At 60.9% G+C, this 24,491-nt stretch carries 19 protein-coding genes and 1 pseudogene; 14 read left to right on the top strand and 6 right to left on the bottom strand.

What is annotated here, in order from left to right:
* The first annotated feature begins 377 nt into the window (after positions 1 to 377).
* The 3 genes from AC5V87_RS28730 to AC5V87_RS28720 all read left to right on the top strand — a co-directional run bounded on the left by AC5V87_RS28730 (position 378) and on the right by AC5V87_RS28720 (position 2,734).
* Positions 378 to 1,202 carry an alpha/beta fold hydrolase gene (locus AC5V87_RS28730; RefSeq protein WP_495368487.1) on the top strand — a complete coding sequence of 275 codons (825 nt, stop codon included), beginning with the start codon at positions 378 to 380 and terminating at the stop codon, positions 1,200 to 1,202.
* Between the two features lie 107 nt (positions 1,203 to 1,309).
* Positions 1,310 to 2,281 (top strand): MBL fold metallo-hydrolase, encoded by a 972-nt coding sequence (locus tag AC5V87_RS28725; RefSeq protein WP_495368486.1) that lies wholly within the window; start codon positions 1,310 to 1,312, stop codon positions 2,279 to 2,281.
* A 189-nt stretch (positions 2,282 to 2,470) separates the two neighbouring features.
* Positions 2,471 to 2,734, top strand: coding sequence for a helix-turn-helix domain-containing protein (locus tag AC5V87_RS28720; RefSeq protein ID WP_495368485.1), 264 nt, complete (start codon positions 2,471 to 2,473; stop codon positions 2,732 to 2,734).
* 402 nt (positions 2,735 to 3,136) lie between these two features.
* On the opposite strand, the gene AC5V87_RS28715 is transcribed toward AC5V87_RS28720, so the two are convergent.
* The gene (locus tag AC5V87_RS28715) at positions 3,137 to 3,934 is read right to left on the bottom strand and encodes an aldolase/citrate lyase family protein (RefSeq protein WP_495368484.1); all 798 of its coding nucleotides are present in this window, start codon (positions 3,932 to 3,934) and stop codon (positions 3,137 to 3,139) included.
* A 300-nt stretch (positions 3,935 to 4,234) separates the two neighbouring features.
* On the opposite strand from AC5V87_RS28715, the gene AC5V87_RS28710 reads away from it, so the two are divergent.
* From AC5V87_RS28710 to AC5V87_RS28690, 5 genes and pseudogenes are all read left to right on the top strand, one after another.
* Positions 4,235 to 4,981 (top strand): C13 family peptidase, encoded by a 747-nt coding sequence (locus AC5V87_RS28710; RefSeq protein ID WP_456837063.1) that lies wholly within the window; start codon positions 4,235 to 4,237, stop codon positions 4,979 to 4,981.
* A 254-nt stretch (positions 4,982 to 5,235) separates the two neighbouring features.
* The gene (locus tag AC5V87_RS28705; protein WP_495368483.1) at positions 5,236 to 5,997 is read left to right on the top strand and encodes a tyrosine-type recombinase/integrase; all 762 of its coding nucleotides are present in this window, start codon (positions 5,236 to 5,238) and stop codon (positions 5,995 to 5,997) included.
* Positions 5,916 to 6,155: a tyrosine-type recombinase/integrase gene (locus AC5V87_RS28700; RefSeq protein WP_495371963.1), complete on the top strand. Its 240-nt coding sequence runs from the start codon at positions 5,916 to 5,918 to the stop codon at positions 6,153 to 6,155. The genes AC5V87_RS28705 and AC5V87_RS28700 overlap by 82 nt, the downstream gene beginning before the upstream one ends.
* An 11-nt stretch (positions 6,156 to 6,166) precedes the next feature.
* A pseudogene (locus AC5V87_RS28695) lies at positions 6,167 to 7,378 on the top strand (IS91 family transposase).
* Between the two features lie 474 nt (positions 7,379 to 7,852).
* A complete protein-coding gene (locus AC5V87_RS28690) occupies positions 7,853 to 9,382 on the top strand; it encodes an MFS transporter (protein WP_495368482.1) in 1,530 nt (509 codons plus the stop codon).
* 133 nt (positions 9,383 to 9,515) lie between these two features.
* Here AC5V87_RS28690 and AC5V87_RS28685 read toward each other — a convergent pair whose 3' ends face one another.
* Both AC5V87_RS28685 and AC5V87_RS28680 read right to left on the bottom strand, forming a co-directional pair.
* Positions 9,516 to 10,460 carry a DUF5996 family protein gene (locus AC5V87_RS28685; RefSeq protein WP_495368481.1) on the bottom strand — a complete coding sequence of 315 codons (945 nt, stop codon included), beginning with the start codon at positions 10,458 to 10,460 and terminating at the stop codon, positions 9,516 to 9,518.
* A 314-nt stretch (positions 10,461 to 10,774) separates the two neighbouring features.
* Positions 10,775 to 16,081, bottom strand: a complete 5,307-nt coding sequence (locus tag AC5V87_RS28680; RefSeq protein WP_495368480.1) for a GAF domain-containing protein — start codon at positions 16,079 to 16,081, stop codon at positions 10,775 to 10,777.
* Between the two features lie 305 nt (positions 16,082 to 16,386).
* On the opposite strand from AC5V87_RS28680, the gene AC5V87_RS28675 reads away from it, so the two are divergent.
* The 3 genes from AC5V87_RS28675 (at position 16,387) to AC5V87_RS28665 (ending at position 18,725) form a co-directional block, all read left to right on the top strand.
* Entirely contained in the window at positions 16,387 to 16,950 is a 564-nt protein-coding gene (locus AC5V87_RS28675; protein ID WP_495368479.1) for a hypothetical protein, read from the top strand.
* A gap of 321 nt (positions 16,951 to 17,271) precedes the next feature.
* Positions 17,272 to 17,733 carry a MaoC/PaaZ C-terminal domain-containing protein gene (locus AC5V87_RS28670; RefSeq protein ID WP_456837067.1) on the top strand — a complete coding sequence of 154 codons (462 nt, stop codon included), beginning with the start codon at positions 17,272 to 17,274 and terminating at the stop codon, positions 17,731 to 17,733.
* Between the two features lie 629 nt (positions 17,734 to 18,362).
* On the top strand, positions 18,363 to 18,725 hold the full coding sequence (locus AC5V87_RS28665; RefSeq protein ID WP_495368478.1) for a PRC-barrel domain-containing protein: 363 nt from the start codon (positions 18,363 to 18,365) through the stop codon (positions 18,723 to 18,725).
* Between the two features lie 236 nt (positions 18,726 to 18,961).
* Here AC5V87_RS28665 and AC5V87_RS28660 read toward each other — a convergent pair whose 3' ends face one another.
* Together AC5V87_RS28660 and AC5V87_RS28655 are read right to left on the bottom strand one after the other, a co-directional pair.
* Positions 18,962 to 19,417: a YybH family protein gene (locus AC5V87_RS28660; RefSeq protein ID WP_456837069.1), complete on the bottom strand. Its 456-nt coding sequence runs from the start codon at positions 19,415 to 19,417 to the stop codon at positions 18,962 to 18,964.
* An 828-nt stretch (positions 19,418 to 20,245) separates the two neighbouring features.
* Positions 20,246 to 21,006 (bottom strand): IS5 family transposase gene (locus tag AC5V87_RS28655; protein ID WP_456837070.1). Its coding sequence is split into 2 segments (ribosomal slippage): positions 20,246 to 20,787 and positions 20,787 to 21,006, totalling 762 coding nucleotides; the frame shifts between segments, so codons are not numbered across the junction.
* A 207-nt stretch (positions 21,007 to 21,213) separates the two neighbouring features.
* Here AC5V87_RS28655 and AC5V87_RS28650 point away from each other — a divergent pair.
* The 3 genes from AC5V87_RS28650 (at position 21,214) to AC5V87_RS28640 (ending at position 23,366) form a co-directional block, all read left to right on the top strand.
* Entirely contained in the window at positions 21,214 to 22,368 is a 1,155-nt protein-coding gene (locus AC5V87_RS28650) for an adenylate/guanylate cyclase domain-containing protein (RefSeq protein WP_495368477.1), read from the top strand.
* A gap of 179 nt (positions 22,369 to 22,547) precedes the next feature.
* On the top strand, positions 22,548 to 22,805 hold the full coding sequence (locus tag AC5V87_RS28645; RefSeq protein WP_495368476.1) for a hypothetical protein: 258 nt from the start codon (positions 22,548 to 22,550) through the stop codon (positions 22,803 to 22,805).
* 189 nt (positions 22,806 to 22,994) lie between these two features.
* The gene (locus AC5V87_RS28640; protein WP_456837081.1) at positions 22,995 to 23,366 is read left to right on the top strand and encodes a response regulator; all 372 of its coding nucleotides are present in this window, start codon (positions 22,995 to 22,997) and stop codon (positions 23,364 to 23,366) included.
* A gap of 133 nt (positions 23,367 to 23,499) precedes the next feature.
* Here the strand turns inward: AC5V87_RS28640 and AC5V87_RS28635 are convergent, their stop codons facing one another.
* Positions 23,500 to 24,384, bottom strand: coding sequence for an NmrA family NAD(P)-binding protein (locus AC5V87_RS28635; protein ID WP_495368475.1), 885 nt, complete (start codon positions 24,382 to 24,384; stop codon positions 23,500 to 23,502).
* Positions 24,385 to 24,491: the final 107 nt, after the last annotated feature.

Below are 24,491 nucleotides of genomic sequence, written 5' to 3'. Positions count from 1 at the left end.
GCAAATGACCAAGACCGAAAGTGCCTTGTCACGCTGACCGCCCGGCTCAAGCAGTATCGCGCCCCGAGGCATTGAGCCCGACAGCTTACGCGGGGAACGGAAACTGCCCCGACGAAAGGCCTGCGGTGGAAGTGCGCCGATTATCGAGGAGTAGAGCGAACGCCCCAGGAACTTTATCGAGAAGCTCCGTAAGAACTTAGAATTGGAGAAATCGTACTGTCGTATCGAAGGGCCGCTGCTCTCTAACGATCTCTAACAACAGCTAACTAGCAGCTGCGCGAGCTTTGCGCGCATACTTCACTGCACCGAAGCACCTGCCGAGCCCTTAATTCTGTTCTGGCTCGGTCCACGCAGTTCTGCGACGCAGGAGGTTCGCGATGCCCACGATCACCACCAAAGACGGTACAGAGATATTCTACAAAGACTGGGGTTCGGGGCAGCCCATCGTCTTCAGCCATGGTTGGCCGTTGTCCGCGGACGACTGGGACACACAGATGCTGTTCTTCCTCAACCGCGGCTTTCGCGTCATCGCACATGACCGCCGCGGTCATGGGCGCTCGAGCCAAGGTGGGGCCGGACACGACATGGATCGTTATGCCGACGATCTCGCGGCGGTCACCGAGTATCTCGATCTGAAGAACGCCGTCCATGTCGGACATTCCACCGGCGGCGGCGAGGTCGTGCACTACATCGCTCGGCATGGCGAAAGCCGCGTGGCCAAGGCGGCGATCCTTTCCGCCGTGCCGCCCTTGATGGTCCAGACGCCGAGCAATCAGGCTGGGCTGCCGAAGGCTGTGTTCGACGATTTGCAGCGACAATTGGCTGTCAACCGGTCGCAGTTCTACTTCGACATCGCTTCGGGGCCCTTCTATGGCTTCAACCGGCCCGACAGGAAGCCGTCCCAGCCCGTGATCCTGAACTGGTGGCGTCAGGGTATGATGGGTGGAGCAAAAGCGCATTACGACGGCATCGTCGCGTTCTCGCAAACCGACTTCACTGAGGACCTGAAGAAGATCAATCTGCCGGTGCTGGTGATGCACGGCGACGACGACCAGATCGTGCCGTATGCTGATTCCGCGCCGCTGTCCGCAAAGCGTCTGACAAACGGTACGCTAAGGACCTACAAGGGATTTCCGCATGGCATGCCGACGACAGAGGCCGAGACCATCAACGCGGACCTCTTGGCGTTCATTAAAAGTTAGCGGATCGCGAATCGTCGGCCGCGACCGACGGGCAGGCCATGATCATCGTTCACATGGCAAACAGCACGCGTGGCGCCAGGACCTTTGCGGACATATAGGAGAGATCCATGGCGACCCTCAACCAGCATATCATGTCGCGACGCGGGTTCTGCCTGTGCTGCATGGCGGCCACCACAGTATCGGCAACCGGAGGCTGGCTCTCGCCGCGAGAGGCTTTCGCAGAGGCGCGCAATATCGTGGACCTCATCCGTGACGACGCCGCCAAAGCAACCATCAAAGTCCATAAGCTGCGCGACAATATCAGCATCCTCGAGGGGTCTGGCGGCAATATCGCTGTCATGACAGGCGCGGACGGCAAGGTGTTCATTGATGCCGGCATCACAGCATCCCGTCCGCGCATCCTAGAGGCTGCGAATGGGCTGAGCCGCGACCCGGTTTCGCACCTCATCAACACGCACTGGCACTTCGATCACACGGACGGCAATCAATGGCTGAATGCGGAAGGGGCAGCTATCATCGCCCATGAGAACACCCACAAGCATCTGCTGGTCGCCCAGAGAGTTGAGGACTGGGATTTCAACTTCCCGTCTCCTCCGCTATCGGCCGTTCCGACCGAAATCGTCTCGTCTGAGAAAGCTCTGAAGCTCAACCAGTCTACGCTTCTCCTCAAATATTACGGTCCTGCGCACACCGATAGCGACCTATCGGTGATGATCCCCGAAGCGGACATTCTTCACTGCGGCGACACCTACTGGAATGGCATCTATCCGTTCATCGACTATTCAACCGGCGGAAACATCGACGGAATGATCAAGGCGGCCGAGGCGAATGTTGTTGCCGTAACCGACAACACGATCGTGATCCCGGGGCACGGCAATCCGGTTAGCAACAAAGCTGAACTTTCGGCCTATCGCGACATGCTTGTCGCAATCCGAGACAATATCGGCAAGCTCAAGCAGCAGGGCCGCTCGCTCGATGACACGATTGCCGCCAAGCCGACCGCGGCGTTCGATGCAAAGTGGGGCCAATTCCTTATCACGCCGGCGTTTTTCACCCGACTGGTTTACGAGGGCGTCTGACGTCTGCCGGATCATGGCCATCACCCGTTCTTCCAGTGAAAGGAGCACTGATATGCCTGCCTCCGAGAAGCCGCTTCACATCGATATTGCGGTGACCTAAGCCGAGTTGCAGATCAAAGCCCGAAATCTGGCGCCGTCGCCAAATTACTCTACGGCCAGCTCCGCTACGCCTTGAGGTTCGGCGCGGACATGTTAACGTTGCCTCCTACCCAGAGAGTCGCCGCGCGACTTTCAGACATTGCGGAGGTAACCGCCGGACTTGACGCGTTGCCACTGAGCCAGCAAGCGCTCGGTGAACTGACAGGGCTAACACGCAAGACCATCAACGCGGTTCTCCGCCGGCTGCAGGCCGATAAGGTGTTGTTCGGTGGCGAATTGAGATTCGAGACGTCGATCGACTCCGGAACATCGCTTGCCTTTCGAGATGAGAGCCTCCTTGAGCATCGAGTGTAGATCCACGGCGCGAAGCCGCCACTCCGGCCCAAGCACGTCTGGTCAATGCGGACCTAGGCATGCGCGACATTTGCGTCCTAGTTTGTCCCTCCCGGCCGTTTCAAATTGCAGATTGCCTTGCCCAGCCGATCGCCGTTGCGGCGTCATTCTTGAGTAACAGAACGTCGAAGCCAGCCCCACGGTCGCGTAACCGCGCTCTATAGCGGACTGGACCTGCTGCTCCGTCGCAGCGAGTGTGCTCTTTGGCACTTGGGCAGCGGTTGTGGCTCGCTCGAACCGCTCCACCGCTTCTAAAAAGAGGGGATTGTCAAACTGGCCAGGGCAGCCTAGCTCGACCGAAAGGTCGAGCTGCGCGAGAACCAAGACGCTGATGCTTCGACGGCGCAGATAGCCTCTATATTGTCAATCGCGGCTTTTGTTTCGATTAGAATGTTGCAGACGACAGTGTCCCCGAGCTTGGGTGGATAATCTTGAAAGGATACGCCCCACCGGGAATGCCCGATGAAAGGACCGAAGCCGCGCCTTACCGCGAGGAGGATAGCGCGTCGTCGCGACACACTCGGTAGCCAGTTGGGCGGTATTCACCTGCGGAAACACAATACCAGCAGCGCCCATGTCGAGCACCAGCTTCACCATTGCTTCGTCGCGCTTGCCGACCCTGACAACCGGACGACAGTTGGTGCCTGCCGTTGACGCGATCTTCGCATGGAGGTTTTCGGGACCAATCGCGCCGTGCTCTTGGTCGATGACAACGGCGCCGCACCGGTTTGTGCCGATGCCTGCGTAACCACTGCCGATGGAATTGTGCAAATAAAGGAGACACGTATTTTGGGAGTTGGTACCGAGATCTAAAAGCCCCCTGAGCGGAAAAGTTGACGTTCGGCAACTAAACCAAAGGCTACGGATCGGGCTTACTTGCATACGAAAACTAAGTTCGCCACCGCGACCTCTAGTTCGCAGCTGTGCGATTACCGGCGACCCTATCTTGGTTTGCGGCGAGCAAGTCGTAATCGTCTGCAAGTCTAAGGTAACCCCACGCAGTCCCTCACCCGATGTGCATGACGCTATCGTTCGGTACTCCTCGGCTACATGCGGATGCCGGGCGGCTTCCGCCATGTTATCCGTGGTCATCGCAATCTCGCTGAGGCCGATCATCCGTTCCGCCGCAAGTCGACCATTGCGATAGATCAACGAAGTCAAGACACATAATCGCCGGGCGCCCGTGGGAGCGCGGCCGTCCAAGCAATAGGCGGTCGGCGGGCCGCGAAAAGCACGAGCGGCCTACCACGTCCGCTGGGCGTCAGACTCGGCCCTCAATCTGCCGGATCGCGGCTTCCCGTCCTCCCTGACAAGCTGACCTTTTTCAACGCGCATCGATCGTCTCCGTCGGCCGTGTCCGGACCCTTGCACTTCCATTTGGAAGGATGAAAATCCACTGGCTTTCCGCTATTTTGTGTTGAGCCGCAGTTCTGAAGCGGCGATCTCGAAACGAGGTTCGCGATGACCTCCAGGTCCTCGATCGGGCGGCTCGGCGCGCCACTCGTCGCTTTTTTTCTGACCATCTGGCCATTGGTTCCTCCGGTACGTGCTATTGAGAACGCTGCAAAGGTTGGCGTGGTGTCCTTTGGCCTGTATGGGGATCAAGGCGTGTTTAGATCCGAGGCGACCGGCGCGGCTCAGGTCGTGGCCGGCCGTTTCGAGACTGGACCAATCAACGTGGAGTACAATTCCAAGAAAGGAGGAAGTGCAACGATCGAAGCTCTGACCAAGTCGTTGCAGACGGCAGCCAACCGCTTGGATCCCGAGAAAGATGTTCTCTTTTTGATTCTCACCTCCCATGGCTCTCCTGATGGCCTTGCAATCAAGGCGGGGCGCCTGACAGAAACGCTTACACCATCTCGTCTCCGCGACATGCTCGCGAAGACAGGTGTGCGACACAAGGTGGTGGTCATCTCGGCTTGTTATTCCGGGGTTTTTATCGCGCGCCTGGCGACTCCCGATGTGCTGGTCATCACCGCTGCCGATGACAAGCATCCGTCGTTCGGCTGCCAGGACGAGGCCAAGTGGACCTATTTTGGGGACGCTTTTTTCAACGTCGCGCTCCGGAAAGCCGTCAGCCTGAAGGATGCGTTTCTCGCTGCGCGCTCACTCGTCCGGAAGCGAGAATTGCGGGAACATTTTGAGCCGTCGAATCCGCTCATGGCGGGCGGTGCGCACGTGCTGCCATTGCTCGTCGGACGCCCTTGAACAACCGGCCGTGAGCGGAAAGGTTATTGCTCGCGGGCGCATCGCCTTTTCCGGTCACCCCCGATAAGCAGACTATTTGACTGCCCGCTTAGACTTCGCATTCGGGTCAAAGCACAAAGTCGCTGCGCTCCAGCCCGCTGCGCGGGAGCAAGAGCCGAGAGGCCGGTAGCCAGTTGAGAGGATAGTGGTAGCACTAGAGAGCCCCCGTCCTGAGAATCGAGGTGTTGCAACCCTCACTCAGGAAGGAGCTCTCCATGAGCGATACCAACACAGTCAGTCCGCTGCGTCAGCGTATGATCGAAGACATGGCTGCGCGCAAGCTCAACCCGCACACGCGGCGTGGCCACATTTACAGTTGCAAGCGGTTCGCCGCCTGGCTCAAACGTTCGCCCGATACGGCAACCCCCGACGAGGTGCGCCAATTTCAGCTGCACCTGATCGAGAGCGGGATGAGCATCTGCAACCGCAATCGGATCATGACCGGGGTGCGGTTTCTGTTCCGCTTCACGCTACGTCGTCACGATCTGGCGGCCGAGGTCTGGCACATCAAGGAGCCCGAGAGGTTGCCGCCGGTGCTAAGCCCTGAGGAGGTCAAGCGTGTCCTGACCATGGCGACGAGCCTGAAAGCGCGAGCGATGCTAACGCTGGCCTATGGTTGCGGATTGCGCGCCGGCGAGGTGGTGCGGCTGCGGGCGGGCGACATCGACAGCGAGCAGAAGATCATCCGCGTTGTGCAGTCGAAGGGCCGCAAGGACCGGCACGTGATGCTGCCGCCGGAGGTCCTGAAGCTGTTACGGCAATGGGGGAAGGCGGGGCCGACCGCGTCCAACAACGGCGTCGCGCCCGAACAGCGCTGGCTGTTTCCCGCAACGTCAGCCACTGACCACGCGTCAGTTCAGCCGGTTGTTCAAGGAGGCCGCCAAAGCCGGCGGGGCTGCGCAAGACGGTCCCGCTGCATTCGCTTCGCCACAGCTTCGCGACCCACCTGCTCGAGCGCGGCAGGGACATTCGCGTGATCCAGGCGTTGCTCGGACATTCCAAGCTTGAGACGACAGCCCGCTACAGTCGCGTCGCGATCGGACTGATTGCCAAGATCGAGAGCCCGCTCGAGGGCCTAAGCGCCTCGCGCCGCCGCCGGCGACAGCGAGACAGTGAGGAGCCGCCAGCGCCGTAGCGCCGCCGGCGGTGGCTCGGCCAGTTCTGGAGGTCGCGGACATCCTCCGCGATCACGGCTCTGCTTGGCGTGACGCCAATCAGGGGCATGTGAGCCTCGGGCAATTGAAGGTGATGAGTGCGATCGAGCGCTGTCGTACGGCAGCACTCGGCGGCCACGTCGCACGCTGCGAGAACACAGCGTGCGGCTATACCGAGATCGCGTACAACTCCTGCGGCAACCGGCATTGTCCGAAGTGCCAGGGTGCGGCGTCACGCCGACGGCTGGCCGACCGCGAAGCGGAGCTATTGCCGGTGCCGTATTTTCACGTCGTCTACACGCTGCCGAGCGAGTTGCGTGACATCGCCTACCAGAACAAACGCGTGATCTGTAACCTGCTGATGAAGGCAGCGGCCGAGACGACGCTCGCCATCGCAAGCGATCCCAAGCGCCTCGGTGCGCGGATCGGTATCACGGCCGTGCTGCACACCTGGGGCTCGGCGCTCACCCACCATCCGCACGTGCATATGATCGTGCCGGGTGGAGGGCTCTCGCTCGATACCACGCGATGGATCGCCGCGCGCTCCAACTTCCTCGTCCATGTCAACGTGCTGGCGCGCCTGTTCCGGGGCAAGATACTGGCGATGCTCATGGATGCGCATGACGCCGGCGAGTTGAAGTTCTTCAACACCCATGCCGGACTTGCCGACAAGACAACGTTCAAGCGCTTCATCGCCCCGCTGCGCAGCATCAAGTGGGTGGTCTACTGCAAGGCCCCGTTCGCGGGGCCCGCGCAGGTGCTGCGCTATCTCTCCCGTTACACCCATCGTGTCGCCATCTCCAACCGCCGCCTCGTTGCAGCCGACGAGGAGGCGATTGCGTTCCGCTGGAAGGACTATCGCGTCAGCGGCCCCGACCGTTGGAAGACCATGCGGCTTCACCCGCACGAGTTCATCAGGCGCTTCCTGCTGCACGTGCTGCCCAAGGGTTTCCACCGCATCCGCCACTACGGGCTCTTTGCCTCAACCAACCGTGCCGAGAGCATCGCAACCGCCCGCGCACTCCTCAATGTCGTCCCGTCTGCCGCCGATCCCCAATAAGAGCCGGATGGTGCGCCGGATGCACCGCGGGTGCTGCCGCGCCCATGTCCCCGCTGTGGCGCGCGCATGATCGTCATCGAGACCTTCGCACCCGGCTGCGCGCCGAGCTGGCGACCAACACCGATCAGGATCGACACGTCATGACCAACACCGCGTGTAAGCCTTGCAGTTTTCCTGGCCCGATATGCCGGCTCCACGCCGGTAGCGCTCTCGCTCAACCCAATGGCATCCAGCAGTGCCCGGATCCTGCGTTGATGCACTCCGAGCAGCCGCCGAGATGCCCATTGCATGCTCCCAATCTCGCCCGCGACCCTATCCGCAGGTCACATCCTGCCTCCGTCGCGTCCACCATCGAGGTCAGCGCCGCCGTCAAATCCGCTTAGCACTCGCTGCCCGGCCAGTGCCCAACTTCCCGCGACTTCGTGCCTTGGCGCTTTTTGGACGCCGGTTAGTTGAGCGTGCGGAGCGTCTCTCGTTGCCGGCGTCCAAAAACCTGCACAGGAGCCGACCTCGGCCTGAGCGAGCAACAAACCGACGTCGGAGGAACGGGCGTATCCGTCGGTTGCCAACAGTGCCCGCGAGGCGCACGCTGACAGCCACGCTTCTTGAGTCCCCAAAATGATTGGTTTCACCCAACCTCCCTGCGAGGCTAACATTATCCGGGCGACACCAGCCTTTGACGCGGCACCGTCGCAAAGACGCAAGCGGCTGACGCTGGCGGCGACCATACTCGGGTCGAGCATGGCATTGGTCGATGGTTCGGTCGTGAATATCGCCCTGCCGACGATTCAGCACTTCCTGCATGCAAGCGTTGCTGCGACCCAATGGATCGTTAGTGCCTACCTGCTGCTGCTAAGCGCTACGGTACTGATTGGAGGGGCGGCTGCCGATCTTTACGGCCGTCGACGCATCTTTGTTTTCGGTATTGCGATATTCACCATCGCCTCCATTACATGCGGCCTTTCACCGAGCATCACGGCGCTAGTCGCAAGTCGCGCCATCCAAGGGGGTGGCGCCGCGCTCCTCATCCCGGCGAGCCTCGCGATGTTGGGGGCGACTTTTGACGAGCACGAGCGCAACCATGCGATCGGAGTATGGGCTGGTGTCGGCGCGCTGACCGTCGCCGTCGGCCCAGTATTGGGCGGCTGGCTCGTCGATCAGGTGTCGTGGCGCGCGATCTTTCTGCTCATTGTGCCGCTCGCAGCCGTCGCGGCGGGACTTGCGAGCTTCGCAGGCGAAACCCGAGATGACAACGCCAAATCGTTGGACTGGGCCGGAGCGGCCACGGTCGCCGCCGGTCTCGCCGCGATCACCTGGGGGCTTAACGCCATTCCGGCCTCGGGATTTTCTGACAGAACCGTAGTCGGCGCGCTCGGGGCGGGATTTCTATTGCTCTTGTTATTTCTCGGAATGGAAGCCCGGCTCGGCGCACGAGCAATGATGCCGCTATCGCTGTACGGTTCGCGCAGTTTTGCCGCAGCCAACGCATTGACGCTGTTGCTTTATTTTGCGCTAAGCGGTGCGCTGTATTATCTGCCGTTTGGCTTGATCCGGCTCGGCGGCTACTCCGCGACGCAAGCCGGTGCAGCGCTACTTCCATTTGCTCTCATCATGGGTTTCGGCGCGCAATTCGCCGGCATGCTTTCCGACCGTTTCGGGTCGCAGCAGTCGCTCACCTTCGGACCCGTCATCGCAGGCTGCGGTCTGGCGCTGCTGGCTTTTGCTGATTTCCGACAATCCTACTGGGTCGGAGCGTTTCCGGCGATCTGCGTATTTGGCATCGGTATGACCATCACAGTCCCGCCGCTGACGTCGATGGTAATGTCGTCGGTAGGCGACGCCCACGCCGGGCTCGCTTCGGGCGTGAACAACGCGGTCGCCCGGGTGGCAGGTCTCTTTGCAGTCGCGGCGCTTGGTGCCGTCTTGTTTGCCAGCTTTTCGTATCATCTTGCCGGTGCGCCGCGGGCACAAGCCAACGAAGCGCTGTATGCAATACTGGCCGGACAAGCCGGCATCACCGAAGCCGCAACGGCCGCGTTCGAACGCGCGCTACGCATAGTGTTGCAAGTGGCGGCGCTCTGCTCCTTGCTCGGCGGCATACTACTTCGGTTCTGGATCCGACCGATTGGATCGCACGCGGCGCGTTGAAAGCGGACATCAAGGGAGATCCGAGTCGGGCGGCGCCCACCGTCGATGGGACGAGCAGCCCCGCCGGCACAGCATAGTGGCTCGACGTCGCGCTTAAGGTGCTCTGGCTGACCAAGGGAAGGCTCGTCGAACTTCATCTCGTCCTGTCCAGAGGGCGGGGCCGAAGGGGGTGACCAATCGGACATTCGAGCGCGGCACGATCCCAGCGTCCGAGATCGGCTGCCGCCCGATAGGTGCTTTCCAGAAACGACATGAGCGTCGCCTCTGGATCGCTCGACTTGCTCACAACGTCGTAGGCCAAGAGATATTCTCCGAGCTTCCGATCGAAATATGCGCCCGTCGGCAAAATCTGTTCGTCAGCAAAGCCGTTCGGAGTGGGATAGGCATAGGAGTAGAAAGCCGCAAAGTCTGTGCCGCCTCCGCCTGGCCAGAAGCCAGCGGATGAGACTTCATCACTGTAGGCCTCGCGCGTCACTTCATCCGGTAAACCTGGTACGCCCCCTGGATGAAGCGGAGCGGGACGTCCGGAGAAGCGCGTCACCGCGAGATCGAAGCTGCCCCAAAAGAGATGGACTGGACTGACCTTCCCGGTGAAGCCCGTCCGAAACCGACGAAACACACGGTCGATTGCAATCAGGGCCCGGAAGAACCGCGTCGCGGCATCTGCATCATAGGGGCGAATCTCACAGTCGTCCTGGAAGGGAATCGGATCGGGGACTTCATTGGGCCGGCCGTCGAATTCCGGTGTGCCGCCGAGACGTCGCACCAACTCACAGAACCGGGCGTGAAAGTCGGCAACGCACATCGGCCCGAGCGCCATTTCAACCCGGCGCCCGTCAGAGGCCTCCCCGATCACGACATGCCGGGAGAGATCGAAGGTGATCTCGATACCTGAGCCGTCTGGAACCAGTGAAGTCGTGAGCCCGCGAGCATTCACGTAGAAAGTGGCGTGCCATGAATGGTTGACCCACGGAGTCCTCGCGAGCCGATACTTGCCGGCAACTTGGCAATACAAATGAAGCGCGGAACAGGTTTCGCGCCATGTCTCGAAGTGGATTTCCGGCCAGATCGCGCTCACGGCGTTTCCTCCTTTGTGTTGGTCGCCCGGACGAGGCGCTGGTATCGTTGTTTCACATATGAGGCTTGACGGTGGCCAGGCATTTGAGAACGTTTGCAGCGAAAAACAAAGCTGCAAGTTCGAAGACTCCTAGGATCAGCGTCGCCAAGTTCGTTGAGGTCGACCATTTTTCCAAGGCTATCTTTGACCAGGCGGTCGCGCGAAATAGCCGGTTTGGTTCCAAAAGGCGAAGGACTCAGGTTGAGCAAATCTGGTCCGCTCTGGCTCCATGAGCGGACTTCCGACAGCCGAGGCGCAACTTCGCTGGCGGGCAACTAGCGGTCATTGGGGACGTCAGCGTGAAGCGGTGCCGTCGTGTCGCGTGGCAGCATAACAATGAACTCTGTAAACACACCCAGCTCGCTCTCGACATCGAGGGTTCCGCCGTGCTGTTTGACAATGATGTCATGGGTCATCGACAGACCGAGCCCCGTGCCTTCGCCGGCTGGCTTGGTAGTGAAGAAAGGATTGAACATCTTCTCCTTCACCTCGACCGGAATGCCGGTGCCGTTGTCGCGGATGCGGATTTCGACCTTATTGCCAAGATTCTTCGTGGTCGCACTCAGCACTGGCTCAAAGGTCTCGTCTCCCGCTTCGGACCTGCGCCTAGTGGCAGCATAGAAGCCGTTGGAGATCACGTTGAGCAGCGCGCGTGTGATCTCCTGCGGGTACACCTCGATTTCGCCCGCGTAGGGGTCAAGGTCCTGCTTAAGCTTGATGTTGAAGCCGGACTTCTCTGCGCGCGCGCCATGGTAGGCTAGATTTATACTCTCTTGGACCAGGGCATTGATATCGGCGAGGCGGCGCTCGCCCGGTCCCTCGCGTGAGTGCAGCAGCATGTTCTTGACGATAGAGTCGGCGCGTTTGCCGTGCTGTACGACCTTTTCGAGATTGTCCTTCAAAAGCCCGGTCAGTTCGTCGACTTGCGCGCGCATCTTGTCGCCAATGGCCGCCGGCCTCAGGACGTCGTTCAACTCTTCGGTCAGTTCAGCGGAAAGCGCTGCGAAATTATTGACGAAGTTGAGCGGGTTCTTGATCTCGTGGGCGATACCCGCGGTGAGCTGGCCGAGCGAAGCCAGCTTTTCGGTCTGCACCAGGCGGTCCTGCGCGGTGCGGAGGTCGTCGAGGGACTTCGTGAGGTCCTCGGTGCGCTGGCGCAATTCCTTCAGCAGCCGCGCATTCTCGATGGCGATGACGGCCTGCTTGGCAAAATTGCTCAACAGCTCGATCTGCTTGTCGCTGAAGAGCTGCACTTCGTCGCGATAGACTGTTATTGCGCCGATCACCTCGTCGTCTCGAAGCATCGGCACAATAGCGACCGTGCGGGCGCCGCCCAGTTCGACGATTTCAATCGATGCAGGGGAGCGCTCAAGATAGGCCTCGGTGGTTCGCATGTCGGCAACATGGACGACCTCCTTGGTGCTGATCGCCTTGGCGAGGGCGCTCTTCGGATGCGGGGTCAAGAGGCGGTCGCCCCGAGCGGCGGCAAACGCAGCGGGCACATTGTATTGTGCGGCCGGCCGCATCGAGCCGTTTTCGGTCAGGAGCATCGACCCAAATTTTGCACCGCAGACGCGCGTTGCGTTCACCAGCATTTTTTCGAACACGGGCGCCAGATCGCCGGGCGACGAGCTGATGATCTGGAGCACGTCGGAGGTCGCTGTTTGCTGCTGCAGGGATTCGCTCAGGTCGTCGGTGCGCTGGCGAAGTTCGTTGAGCAGCCGCGCGTTTTCGATCGCGATCACGGCTTGAGCGGCAAAGTTCTGCACTAGGGCAATCTGCTTTTCGGTGAACGGCCGGACCTCCTGGCGATAGAGGCCGATCCCTCCGACGAGTTGGTCCTCTTTGAGCATCGGCACCTGCAGCAGGGTGCGGCCTCCTCCGATCTCCGCGAGAGCGATCATGCCTGGATAGCCCTCGAGATAGGCTTCATGCTGCAGCACATCATGGACGTGAACCGGCTGCTTGGTCGTCGCGGCGCGGCCCAGCGGAAGCTTGGGGTCGAGCGCGATGGGAGTTTGCGAATGAAATTCGCTGAAGGCGGGAGGCACATTCCACGAGGCGACGCCGTGAAATTTGCTGCCGTCGAACAGGCGCAGCATGGCAAACTTCGCCTCGCAGAGGCGCCCGGCGTTTTCCAACATGGCCTGAAACACCGGAGCCAGATCGCCGGGCGAGGCGCTGATTGCCCTGAGAACATCGGCGGTGGCAGTTTGCTGCTGCAGCGACTCCTCCAGATCCCTCGTCTTGGCCTGCACTTCTTCGAACAGGTTGACGTTGGAAATGGCGATGATGGCCTGGTCGGCGAAGCTCGTCACCAGCTCGACCTGCTTCTCGGTGAACGGCTTCACCTCGGATCGCGCCAGGAAGATCACGCCGATGACCTGGTCCTTTCGCATCAAGGGAACACCAAGCATGGTCCGGGCCCTGGAGATCTTCTGGCGGCGCAGGTCGCTAAATCGAGGGTCCGCCAGCGCATCGTGGATGTGAACGGTCTCCTTCTCGACTGCAACGATGCCGACGGCGGAGCCGTCGCCGGCTGTGACGGGATTGTCGTGAACCCAGTGCACCAGTTCGTCGCTGGCGTTGGCGTGGGCGACCACCCGGTAGGTCCCGTCGTCCCACTGCTGCAGCATGAGGGCGTATTCCGAGCTGCAAAGTCGCTGCGCCGTCTCGACGATCGTGTCCATCACCGGCTGCAGATTATTCGGCGAGCGACTGATAACGTTCAGCACCTCGCCCATCGCGGTTTGATATTCGAGCGCCTCCGACAAGTCATCGGTACGCTGGTGCAGTTCCTTCAAGAGCCGTGCATTCTCGATCGCGATCACCGCCTGCTTGGCGAAATTGCCGAGCAGCTCGACCTGCTTGTCCGTGAACGGATGCACTTCCTGGCGGAATATATTGATACTTCCTACCAGCTGCGCATCCCTGAGCATCGGGACAAGGAGTATCGTTCGGGCGCCGGACAGCTTGCTTCCCGCAACATAGGCATGGTCGGCCGCATAGCCGGGTTCCGTCGTGATGTCGTGAATGTGGACCACCTGCCTGGTTCTCTCCAATCGGCCCAGGCCCGTATCCGGCGGAGGCAGACGGACCGGCGTTCTCGTGCGCGCTTCCACGAGTGCCGGCGGCGCATTGTGCGAGGCCATGAGGTGAAAGGCGCCATCGTAGCGGTACATGGTACCGAAATTGGCGCCGCAGATCCGTGTGGCATTCTCGAGCATCGCTTCAAATACCGGCTCGAGTTCGCCCGGCGAGCTGGAGATGACCTGAAGCACCTCGGAAGTCGCGGTTTGCTGCTGAAGTGACTCCGTGAGCTCGCGTGTCCTGGCCTGCACTTCCTCGAACAGGCGGACATTGCCGATGGCGATCACCGCCTGGTCGGCGAAGGTCTGCAGCTGGCTGATCTGCTTATCATTGAAGGCGACCGGCTCCAGGCGGCGGAGCACAATCGCGCCAATGGCTTCGCCTTCGCGCAGCAGAGGAACCGCCAGGATGCTTCGGTGGCCTTGTCGACGGGAGTGTTCCTGCCCCTCAGGGAACTCGGCGGCTTCGGGGCCCTGAAGATCGGCGATTTGCAGCGGCATCTTGTCGACCACGCAGCGGCCGGTGACCCAATTTCGACTGATCGGCCACTTGTCCAGGCCGATCGGGATAGGTCCGTGATGGGCGCTGTAATGCAGGTCGCCGCCGATCTTCAACAGCAGGCCGGCGTCGTAGGCATCGCACAGCTTGCAGGCGCTCTCGACAATTGCTTGCAGCGCCGGCGTGACCGCGGTGGGCGAAGAGGCGATGACGCCCAGAATGTTGCTGCTCGCGGTCTGGTAGGTGAGGGCTTCCTCCAGATCGCGCGTTTTGGCCTGCACCTCGTCGAACAGGCGGGCGTTTTCGATCGCGATCACGGCCTGGTCCGCGAAGGTCGCGACCAGTTTGATCTGCTTTTCGCTGAACGGCTGAATTGTTCGGCGTGCCAACACGATGGCGCCGACCGGATTGCCTTCGCGCAGCAGCGGTACGCCGAGGAAAGTTCGGGGGTTGCCGCTCAGCTCCTGGCCCTCGAACTCGTAGTCGGGATCTTCGAGCACGTCCGTGACGTGGATCACCTGACCGAAAAGCAAGGTCCGGCCGGTGATGTTACGCTTGTCCGGCACAACCGGAAGGTCCTTCACGTATTCGGCGAATTCGGACGGAAAGCCGAACGAGCCGGCTCTGAAATACACGTCACCCGACTTCCTGGTGATCGCCGCCATATCGGCTTCGCACAGGCGGGCTGCCGATTCGACCAGCGTGTCGAGGACGGTTTGCAAGTCGAACGCGGAGCGGCTGATCACCTTGAGCACGTCGGCGGTCGCGGTCTGCTGCTGCAAGGATTCGCTGAGGTCGCTGGTACGTTCGCGCAACTCGCGCAGCAGGCGCGTGTTCTCGATAGCAATAACCGCTTGTGCCGCAAAATTTTCCAGCAACTCGACCTGCTTGTCGCTGAACTCTTGCACCTCCTTGCGGTAGACGGCAAAGGCGCCGACAAGCTCGCCCTCCTTGAGCATCGGCACAATCAGAACGGTGCGGGCTGCGGCGACCTTGTAGATCAGATCGTCGGGATGCTCGGCGGCAATATCGGCAATGTGAACCAGCGCCTTGGTCTCGACGAGGCGCCCCAGCGAAGGCGCCCCGTCAAATGGCGCGATGAAGTGTGGCGGCGTTTCCTGGTCGGGCGCATACGATTGCGGCACGTTTTGCGCGGCCATTCGCGCCACCCGCCGCAACCTGTCGCCTTCATATAGGAGCAGCGTTCCAAAACTGGCGCTGCAGATGCGCACGGCATTTTCCAGCATTGCCTCGAACACCGGCCCAAGCCCACCAGGCGAACTGGATATGACTCGCAGTACTTCCGACGTCGCCGTCTGCCGCTCCAACGCCTCGTTGGTCTCATTGAATAATCGCGCGTTCTCTATGGCGATCACGGCCTGATCGGCGAAGGTCTGTAGCAATTGCACGTGATGGTCGGCGAATGAACCGGTCTCGCCTCGTGTCACGGTGATCAAGCCGATAGGCACCCCATTTCTCATCAACGGCGTGAACAACATGCTGCGAAAGCGCAATCGGGCCAAATCCATGGCCAGTATGTTTGGCGAGGAGTCGGTATCGACAATCTGCATTGGTTTGCCATCACGCAGCAACTCGAAGAGCGTCGAAGACGTTGTGAGAGGCCGCGGAAACGAAGCTCGCAATGCTTCGTCAGCGACCGGATTGGTCGGTGTGAACGCCTCCAGGTGTTGCATGCCGTCGATATACCGAAATACTGCCGTAGAGAAACCGCCAATCAACCTGTTGGCGCTGATCGCAATCGCCTCGAATACCGGCTGCACATCGTCAGGCGAACTTGCCATGATCTTCAATATTTGGGCCGTCGCCGCCTGCTGCTCGCGGGCTTCTCTTAGGTCGTTGCTCGAACCGGCGACCGAACGACGCTTCGCTCGGCTGGCCGCTGGCGCAATGAGGCGCTTGCTCTTGGTGGTCTTGCGGCCTTTGCGGGTCTTCGACTGGCTCGTCTTCCCGCCCGTCCTTGAACGCCGCGCCATATACGCCCCGTGGGTCTAAAAGGGTATTATATCGGTCTGGACCATCATTCAGGAAGGGCCGGGTTAGCCTGAACCGCATCTTACCGGGCTAGGCTGATGTCCGAGAAGGGTCAATCGCGACGGTTGACCCGGTTTAAGTTAGGTCCAGTCTGCCCCTGATAGCCGGCATATCCTCGGCAGTGGGATGCGGCGGCGATGGGCCCAATTCCGGCCTTTCCTAACCGGCCGCGTAGTCCTCGAACGACGCCATCTATTTCCCGGCTGCGTCAGGTGGCGTAGAATGATACTGCCCCTTGAAGCGGGACGTGCCGAAAATCACCGCCCGGGCAAACGAGCAGTATTGGTGCTATCGGCAGGCACGCTCTCTGGAGACCGTTCTTTTTCGGTTTCGCGCCACCGTCTCAACGAACTTTGCGTGCCGCATCTACGACCGCACGTTCAGTAATGTCGGGAGAAGAGCCATGAGCAGGGTCGATCGAAGGTCCGCACTGGGTATCGGATTGGCAGCGACTTCGGCTGCCATGATCAAGCCAGCCGCCGCACAAGCCACAGGCTACAAGGATACGACGCCTTGGCCAGGCGTCGTGGTGCGTGAATATGAAGGGGAGACACCATCCCTGATCCCAGGTTTTAAGACCGTCTCCATGCGCGATGTCATTATGCAGGCGGGATCGAAGACCATGGGTCCTCCCATGATGAATGCTATGGTCTGCCATATCACCGAAGGGGAGCTTCGGCTTGAGCAGGATGGAAAGACCTTCACGGGCAAGAAGAATTTTGTCTGGACCTGCAACAAGGAGACAAAAGAACAGGCGTACAACGATGGGAATGTGGTCGCGATTATGCGAATCACGGATCTGAAGGCTTAACGCTGGTTTTTCGCAAGAGATCGAATGCAGAGCGGATGGCGCACGCGGCGACGCGCCATCCGCGACCGGTTGGGGTCATTCGCGGCGGTCCGGAGAAGGATCGGCGCTTCCGTTCTCCCCTGACAAGCCGACCTTCGCGGTGGTCGTCTACTTTGCATTCGGGCCACAACCGGACCTGCATGCTAATCTGCACTTCTTCGGCCCGTCCATGACCGCTCAAGGCCAGAGGGGACGGGGGTGATATTGACCGCCGCTTGGGCTATAGCCTCTACGGTCAGCTTATGCCGTCCTTTCGTCAGCCCGTGCGTTGAGGATTGACCAATGACCAGCGGATATTTTGAAGACGTCGAGGTCGGAGACAGCCAGAAGGCCGGGCCCTATTCTGTCTCCAAGGAAGAAATCATTCAATTCGCCAAGCGATATGACCCAAGGCCCTTCCATATCGACGAGGCAGCCGCTGCTCGTTCCGTTTTTGGAGGACTGTCGGCATCTGCTGCCCACACGTTTGCTATCTTCATCTCGCTAACCAACCAATTACAGCCTCCGGTTCGTGCGAACGCCGGGTTGGGCTATGATGAGCTGCGGCTGCCCAATGCAGTGCGTCCTGGCGACGACCTCTATCTGGAAGCGATCACATTGGAAAAACGCGAGTCGAAGTCGAGGCCCGATTGTGGAGTCGTTCGCGGCCAGTTCCGCTTGCGCAATCAAAAAGGCGATACGGTCCTACAGTGCATCGGCAACGGCCTCGTTGCGAGGCGACCGGATGCGACGGCATCAACGTAATCCAATGTCGGCTTGGTGGGTCGTCTGCAATGGGTTCAAACTGCGAAGAACTCGTAGTGAGCCAATCTAGTCCGATATACCTCAATGAACTGACCCCGTCAGATGACGCGCTACTTCGCCGGTGAGCTGGCAACGGGTTCGATCACCTCGTCGCCGGGGCGCCGCGGAAGACTGCCTGCATGCGACGTCCGCCACTCCAATGCCGGCGTGATCAATCATTGCACCTCTCCCGATTGATCAAGCTCCAGCCCGGATAAGCACTCTTAGCAGTTTTCCGGACCGGCCGATGTTTACCCGGTAGCCGTGGTCCGCCCAGCCTCGGTGATGCGATATTCGATATCACCGGATGGAAGTGGTTCGGTTTCCACGAGACCCAGCTCCACGAGCCGCGCCACGATTTCGTGGTCGAACGTCGGCGGCCTGACCCAGGATTCGCCGAGGAGCTTCCTCAGAAAAATCGCGCTCCAGATCGGTCAGCTCCATGTTCGCGCTCCTCTGCGATCTTCTCCGGACTGTTATCGCGACCACCTCATCCGGTGCCCTGAGATCAACGTTTGCCCGCAGCTTCTGCCAGGAACGGAGCCATCGTCGTCCCGTTGATTCCGGAAGACAATATCAGGGAGGTCAACATGACCATGGAAGATCGCGAGACGTTCAGCCTGATCGGCAGCGACAAGGTGGAGGGCACGAACGTGTACGGGGCCGGCGGGGAGAAGGTCGGCTACATCGAGCGCGTCATAATCGACAAGATCAGCGGCAAGGTGGCCTACGCGGTGCTCAGCTTCGGCGGCCTGCTCGGTATCGGCGACGATCACTATCCGCTGCCTTGGCAGGCGTTGAAATACGACACCAATCTCGGCGGCTACGTCACCGGTATCACCCAGGACCAGCTCCGCGGCGCCCCCAAATACGCCGACGAGAGCAGTTGGAACTGGAGCGACCCGGCGACCACGCGCTCCGTGAACGCCTACTACGGCGTGCCGGTGGGCTGAGGCGGGACGAAACTCTGGCGTCTGACTGCTCGACACACCGCCGTCCGGCCGATTTCAGAAGCCGTTTGCGCCGCCGCAATTGGCTGCCGCTGTGAGCCTCACCGGCTTGAGCTGGTTTCCGATCCTTCGAACAAGCCCGCAAAGCTGGCAGTGGATCGTCGAGTGCCGGGATGCAGTTGGAGCGCAGCCACGGCCTGGCTGACGCGGCAACGGCGCTACCACCGCGTGTTCAGCGCTTAAGGCATGCGGCTGGCGTGATGGTGCACCAGCAGCCACTTGTCGTTACGCTTTTCGAATATGTTCGTCGCAAGCGCCGAAATGTCGAGCACGTCGCCGTTCGCTCGATGGGCGTACACCTTTTCAACACCTACGACCCACGCGATGTTGCCGTTGATCGCTATTTGCGGATTGTCCATCACAACGGAGAAGTCCTTGTACCTGACCGGATGGTCCGCATAACTTTTTTGGACGGCCTCCCAGCCCTGCAGCGGTGCTTTACTTGCGGGGTGGATGACGGAAACAGATCCGTCCTGGGCCCAAGTCGCCTCGATAGCCTGGACGTCCAGCTTGGAGAACGCCTGTTCGACCTGCGCGTTCGCGGCAAGCACGTCGGCCTTATCATCCGCGTGTGCTGAGACCGCTCCACATGCCACCAAGAAAATGGGTATGAGCGAGCGACTGAAAGGGTTCATGTGCGGTGGCTCCATTGCGAGCGGCAATCTCCGCAGATTGACCCGGGACGCCGCCGCGCACAAGCGGCCGAATATGAGCGCGTGGCCTAGTGCTATCCCTTGCCGCAACCGCCATCCAGTCCCGCAGCAAGCCTCTGTCTCTCTCGAAAAGGAGGCGCGGTGCTTGAGGCTCCAGCGTCTCGCCGGGATGGCATCGCTCGAAATCCTCGCGGATCAGCGACTCGAGGTAGGTCCAGTCCCACGTGACCGCCGGCATAGCCGGTATCCTGCGATTAACTTACGTGAACTTTTGTTCAGCGAGGGGGTTGTGGTGGGAAGACCGTCGCCCGCCGTTCGCACGGCGCACGCCGCCGATATCCGCTGATGCGGACGCCGAGCCTCGCGCTGCTAGCGTTTCCCGCGCTCCGCCTGAGCGCGGATAATCACTCCGGCAACCCTACTGAACCGGGCATTAAAGCAGATCAATCGATTCGCATTTGTGCTCCTGGTGCTCGGCATCGCCGCATTCGCAGTGAGCACATTCAGGTTTCCAGACTGATGTGCCGACGCCGCGGCGTAGGCGGATCAAACTGCTCCCACGTGGGCGGCCGCCAGCCAGCACGGGGCATGAGCTCCATCCGCGATCTCGCGCTGGTTCCGTCCCATCTGGCCCGGCCCTCTCGCGTCGAGGCAGCTGATGACGCCACTTTGTAATTAGGTCTGGCTCCTTCCTTGTGCGAAGCTCCCGCTATGGACCTTCCCATGGTGCGACAGCACTTAGCGGAAGCCGAGCGGCACGTTGCACTCGGTGAGCGGCATATTGCCCGCCAGGTCCAGATCATTGACGAGCTAGGACGCGGACTCATTAAGGCGCAGCCATAGCCTGATCGACGCGAGTTGAACGAAGGCAAGATAGTTGGCGGCGAGCCTGTCGTAGCGCGTCGCCACCCGACGACATTGTTTGATCTTGTTGAAGAACCGCTCAACCTGGTTACGAGCGCGGTAGAGATAGGGGCTGAAGCAGATCGGATCGCTGCGATTGCTTTTCGGCGGGATGTTGGCCCATGCGCCCTTCTTCATGGCGAGCTCTCTGATCCAGTCGGCGTCATAGCCACGGTCGGCAAGCACCATTGACCCGGATTTCAGGCGAGAGAGCAGTTTTCCGGCAAGTCGGACGTCGTGGGCCTCACCGGGGCTCAGCGCCAGCCGCACGGGCAGACCATTGCTATCGACTACGGCATGAATTTTGCTCGTTAGGCCACCGCGTGACCGTCCCATCGATTGGCCCTGGTTGCTTGTGATGCAGGCCCCATGCTGATGCACGCGGACGATGGAGGTGTCTATCATCTGAACAGCGGCATCATGGGCAGCAGCAAGGGCGTCCATGATGCCCCCCAGACACCAGCCCGCCGCCAACGGACGAAGCGGTTGTAGCAAGTGGTGTACGGACCAAAGATGTCCGGCAGATCACGCCAAGGTGCTCCAGAGCGCAAGACCCAGAAGATGCCATTGAGGACACGACGGTCGTTCACCCGAGGAACGCCACGCGGCTTGTTCGGCAGCATGGGTTTGATGGCAATCCATTGATGATCGGCGAGTTCGTAGCGCATGGTTCGAGCCCCCGGTTTGGAAGCTTGAATCACAGGGATTGGCCAGACGCAACGCTTTTGGGCAGGCCCCGGTGGGACCCTTACGGGTAGAAGCGGACATCAGCCCTGAGACCGTCGAAAATGACCCAAACCGGTCTTTAGCAGTTGCCTAGACAGACAATCTCGCCTGGGGAATCATGCAGCCGTCGCCGAACTAGAGGCGCCACCATGGACGTCGGAGATTGGTTGCGGAGGCTCGGCCTCGAACAGTATGAGGCGGCATTCCGCGAGAACGAGATCGACGAGTTTGTTCTCCCGAGCTTGACGGCGGAGGACTTGAAGGATCTTGGCGTCGCAATTGTCGGCCATCGTCGTAAGCTGCTCAATGCCATCGCCAACTTGCGGGTCGAAGCGGATGCACCAGCGCCACTATCCGATGGGCCTCTGGCGACCGACAAAGCTGCCGAGGACACCGCCGAGCGCCGCCACGTCACTGTAGTGTTCTCGGACCTCGTCGGTTCGACGACGCTCTCCGCACGTATGGACCCGGAGGACCTACGCGAGATCATATCGGCCTATCAGAGATGCGTCGATGACACCGTCAGGCGCTTTGGTGGCTTCGTCGCGAAATACATGGGCGACGGGGTGCTCGTTTACTTTGGCTATCCGCAGGCGCACGAAGATGACGCTGAGCGAGCTGTGCGCGCAGCACTGGAGGCGATTGCGGCAGTTGGAGCGCTCAAATTGTCCGTTACGCTGCAAGCGCGCGTTGGTATTGCGACGGGGCTTGTCGTGGTTGGCGATCTGATCGGATCAGGGGAGGCACAGGAGCGAGGCATCGTCGGGGAAACACCCAACATTGCCGCACGTCTGCAAGGCGTGGCTGAGCCCAACGCGGTGCTCATCGCTGAGAGCACGCGAAGGCTCCTGGGCAATCTGTTTGACCTAAAGGACCTTGGACCCCAAGAACTCAAGGGCATCCCGAGCAGCATCAGAGCCTGGGTAGCACTGCGGCCTTCTTTGATCGAAGGCCGCTTCGAGGCTCTACACGCAGGCGGGCTCACTGAACTTATCGGCCGCCAAGAAGAGCTCGAATTGCTGCTTCGGAGGTGGAGCACTGCAAAGACTGGCGAAGGCCAGGTGGTGCTGCTCTCGGGCGAGGCGGGCATCGGAAAATCGCGGCTCACGGCCGCGCTCCTGGACGGCCTCGCCGCCGAACCGCACACCCGTTTGCGGTACTTCTGTTCGCCCCAGCACACGCATAGCGCCCTCTACCCGATTATCGGCCAGATGGAGCGTGCTGCTGGATTCGCGCATCACGACGATTTGCAAGCGAGAAAGGGTAAGTCCCTAGCAGAGGCGAGGAGGTATCCCAACCTTTGACATAGGCGGAACCGCATTTAAGTCGATGTTGCAGCGCCCTAGGGTAGCCAAAGGCCCCTTGGGCCCGCTGTTCCACAAGCGCTTGCGACTGATAGCCAAAGGCGGCGGTCTCTGCGCGGTCTGCCAGGCCTGTCGCGCCGGGGACCTCGTTCGTGGGGGGTTTCGCAAGGAGGTTCGCCATGCGAGACCGCATCGATATCGACCACACGCACAGCCGTGCAATCGTCCGAGAAATCGGCGAAAGACTGCAAGCGTGCCTCGGCCAGGACGGAGAACTGCCGGACGGCCTCAGACGTCAGATCGATCAGCTTCGTGAATTGGATGGAGAGGCGCCTTCGACCGTTCCCGATCTCCCGGGCGACGAGAGCAGTAAGCCCGCGGCAGCGCGGACGTCACATTCTCCCGTGCAGACCACCCGATGGTGGTCACGCCTTTGACGGATGTGCGTCCGACGGCCGGCGCGAACCACGGCTGCTGCGGTGGTTTCCGTGAACGGGCCGCAAATCCCGGGGGCGCGCGTCTTCGTCCCGCCGGCTGAAGACTGCCCGAGCTGCTCGATTGCGAAACAGCCTGTTTCGGACCATCATCCCCGTCCACGAGGTGGCGTGATGAGTGGTTCCTGTCGCGTGTTGATCGTCGAGGACGAGTATTTCCTTGCGGCCGATCTGGAAGAGGCGCTCCGGTCGGAAGGCGCGGAGATCGTCGGTCCGATCTGCGAATTCTCGCAAGCGCTGGCGCAGGTCGAGAAAGACGGCTTCGACGCGGCCGTGATCGACATCAACGTGCACGGCCAATCCGCATATCCGATCGCCGACAAGCTCATGCAGCAGCGCATTCCGTTCGTTTTCGCCACCGGCTACAGCCGAGAGGCTCTGCCTAGCCGCTTTTGGGAAGTGAAACGATTTGAAAAACCTTACGATGCGCCAGCCATCGCGAAACACATCATCCGATTGCATCGGCAACGGCAAAGCTCGCGCGACAAACGGGCAGGCAGATAGGATCCGAACAATAATCGCGAAGCGTTAGCTCTTATCGGACGGGCACTCCGGCCGGTGTCGCCGAAGCCGTTCGGCACTTTCGTGACCGCGCCAACCGCATCCTGTACAGTCGCCAACCGACTTTCGCGTGACGCTACGCGCCTTGCAGATCGCGCGAGCCGCGCGACCTCGCAACGAGTGCTCCGACATAGTCTTCGAGCGTGGTCTCTCCGCGTTCGAACGGCTCCGACATGGCGAAGCCGCTATCGACGCTGACCGCGGTCATTCGCGCATAGGACTCGGCCGCCGCGGCGGAGAAGCCCAGCTTCCTGTAGGCCGCGATCCATTGGTCGCGCGGTATGATCTCGACTCTCACCGGATTGCCGAGTTCGGCCGCGAAGGCGTCAGCGACATCCTGCGGCGAATACCGCTCGGGTCCTTCGACGTAATGGACATCCCGATCGCGGGTCGGCTCCAGCAGATGGCGCGCGGCCGCTTTGCCGAGATCGGCGGGCGCGACCATCGGGATCTTCATGCCCGCCGGCAGCATGCTCGGCAACACGCCGCCCTTCGCCGCATCGAGCAGTCCGTCCCAGTTGCTCATGTAGTAGGCGCCTCGCTGCATGGTCGCCGGTATCGGCTGCGCGGCAAGCGCCTGCTCGAAATCGTGGAGGACACTGAGATCGCCGCAGCGCTCGCCCGGCTGGGCGCCATAGGTGGATGCGGCCACGACCTTCTCGAGCCCGGATCCTTCAAGCGCCGCGACGATGCTCCGAACAGTTGCACGTTCCTCGCGATCGGTGTCGGTCGAGACGTCGGCGCTCGGGTTGAGCAGGAAAGCGCGCGTGCCGGTCCTGAACACCGCACGCAAGGAATCGCGGTCGCGTACGTCAACGACCGCAGTGTGTGCGCCGCGCTTGCGCCAGCCCGCAACGCTGTTGCTGCGGTGAAGCACGGCCGTAACCGGCCGACCTGCATCGAGCAAGGTCGACGCTACGGCCGATCCGACACGCCCGTTTGCCCCGATCACGATGAACATCTCTGCTCTCCCGAGGGTTGAGTCGGATAAATGTTGCGCGTCTGCCATGGTTCCGTGGCCGAGGCTAATCGATAAGGGGACGACACCCGGCGCGTTGCCCCATTCCC

It is taken from the genome of Bradyrhizobium sp. SOJA106, from assembly GCF_059448745.1.
Note: the sequence above shows the minus strand (reverse complement) of the source record. Positions and strands in the feature narration are given on the sequence as shown.

What these genes read in the sequence shown, in the direction of transcription:
- AC5V87_RS28670 (WP_456837067.1), top strand. Translation starts at nt 17,272, where the DNA reads ATGACCAGCGGATATTTTGAAGACGTCGAGGTCGGAGACAGCCAGAAG.
- AC5V87_RS28720 (WP_495368485.1), top strand. Translation starts at nt 2,471, where the DNA reads ATGTTAACGTTGCCTCCTACCCAGAGAGTCGCCGCGCGACTTTCAGAC.
- AC5V87_RS28645 (WP_495368476.1), top strand. Translation starts at nt 22,548, where the DNA reads ATGCGAGACCGCATCGATATCGACCACACGCACAGCCGTGCAATCGTC.
- AC5V87_RS28635 (WP_495368475.1), bottom strand. Translation starts at nt 24,384, where the DNA reads ATGTTCATCGTGATCGGGGCAAACGGGCGTGTCGGATCGGCCGTAGCG.
- AC5V87_RS28665 (WP_495368478.1), top strand. Translation starts at nt 18,363, where the DNA reads ATGACCATGGAAGATCGCGAGACGTTCAGCCTGATCGGCAGCGACAAG.
- AC5V87_RS28690 (WP_495368482.1), top strand. Translation starts at nt 7,853, where the DNA reads ATGATTGGTTTCACCCAACCTCCCTGCGAGGCTAACATTATCCGGGCG.
- AC5V87_RS28680 (WP_495368480.1), bottom strand. Translation starts at nt 16,081, where the DNA reads ATGGCGCGGCGTTCAAGGACGGGCGGGAAGACGAGCCAGTCGAAGACC.
- AC5V87_RS28725 (WP_495368486.1), top strand. Translation starts at nt 1,310, where the DNA reads ATGGCGACCCTCAACCAGCATATCATGTCGCGACGCGGGTTCTGCCTG.
- AC5V87_RS28650 (WP_495368477.1), top strand. Translation starts at nt 21,214, where the DNA reads ATGGACGTCGGAGATTGGTTGCGGAGGCTCGGCCTCGAACAGTATGAG.
- AC5V87_RS28710 (WP_456837063.1), top strand. Translation starts at nt 4,235, where the DNA reads ATGACCTCCAGGTCCTCGATCGGGCGGCTCGGCGCGCCACTCGTCGCT.
- AC5V87_RS28660 (WP_456837069.1), bottom strand. Translation starts at nt 19,417, where the DNA reads ATGAACCCTTTCAGTCGCTCGCTCATACCCATTTTCTTGGTGGCATGT.
- AC5V87_RS28730 (WP_495368487.1), top strand. Translation starts at nt 378, where the DNA reads ATGCCCACGATCACCACCAAAGACGGTACAGAGATATTCTACAAAGAC.
- AC5V87_RS28705 (WP_495368483.1), top strand. Translation starts at nt 5,236, where the DNA reads ATGAGCGATACCAACACAGTCAGTCCGCTGCGTCAGCGTATGATCGAA.